We start from the raw sequence: 639 nt of genomic DNA, 5'->3' as shown, positions 1-639 counted from the left end.
TAAAGCACATACGCAATATGCTGTTATATTTGGTAATGAAGTGAAAGGAGTAGCACAAGAGGTAGTAAGCCTTAGTGATGGAGTGATAGAGATACCTCAGTATGGTACAAAACATTCTTTAAATGTTTCAGTAAGTGCTGGAATAGTAATTTGGGAAATGACAAAGTTACTTAAAGATTTAGCTAACAATAAATAAGATTTAAAAACAATTGATTATCAGTTACTTTTGTGTTAAATTGATATTAGTTAGTAAAAAAATAGGTGATAAATTTGGAAGTTATGAAAAAATAGCTGTATATTTGCACCGCTGAAAAGGAATAATCTTATTGTCATCTATATTTATTGCGGGAGTAGCTCAGTTGGTAGAGCGTCAGCCTTCCAAGCTGAATGTCGCGAGTTCGAACCTCGTCTCCCGCTCAAAAAAATAAAGCCTACTAAGTAATTAGTAGGCTTTATTTTTTTATTCTTCTTTCAATAGAATTCGCTTTATTTATCCTTCATAAAATACTTTTCTTTTGCGTATTTATATATTTTGTGGTAATAGTATGAGGCAGTAGTAATACCTATTACAAAGAGAATGGCTCCGATTATAGCTTCAGTAGGGTTGAGGCTTTTATGGAAGTAATAATCTAAGCTAAG

General features: G+C 32.1%; 1 protein-coding gene and 1 tRNA gene. Both read left to right on the top strand.

Features of this window, described 5'->3' with window-relative positions; genetic code table 11:
* Positions 1-196: TrmH family RNA methyltransferase (locus HMPREF9441_RS17100; protein WP_008623469.1), on the top strand; the 196-nt coding region annotated here is incomplete at its 5' end.
* A 148-nt stretch (positions 197-344) separates the two neighbouring features.
* Positions 345-417, top strand: a tRNA-Gly gene (locus HMPREF9441_RS17095).
* The last annotated feature ends 222 nt before the right edge of the window (positions 418-639 follow it).

Origin of the sequence: Paraprevotella clara YIT 11840, assembly GCF_000233955.1 — a bacterium.
GTDB lineage: Bacteria > Bacteroidota > Bacteroidia > Bacteroidales > Bacteroidaceae > Paraprevotella > Paraprevotella clara.
This window is presented reverse-complemented; position numbering and strand designations above follow the sequence as displayed.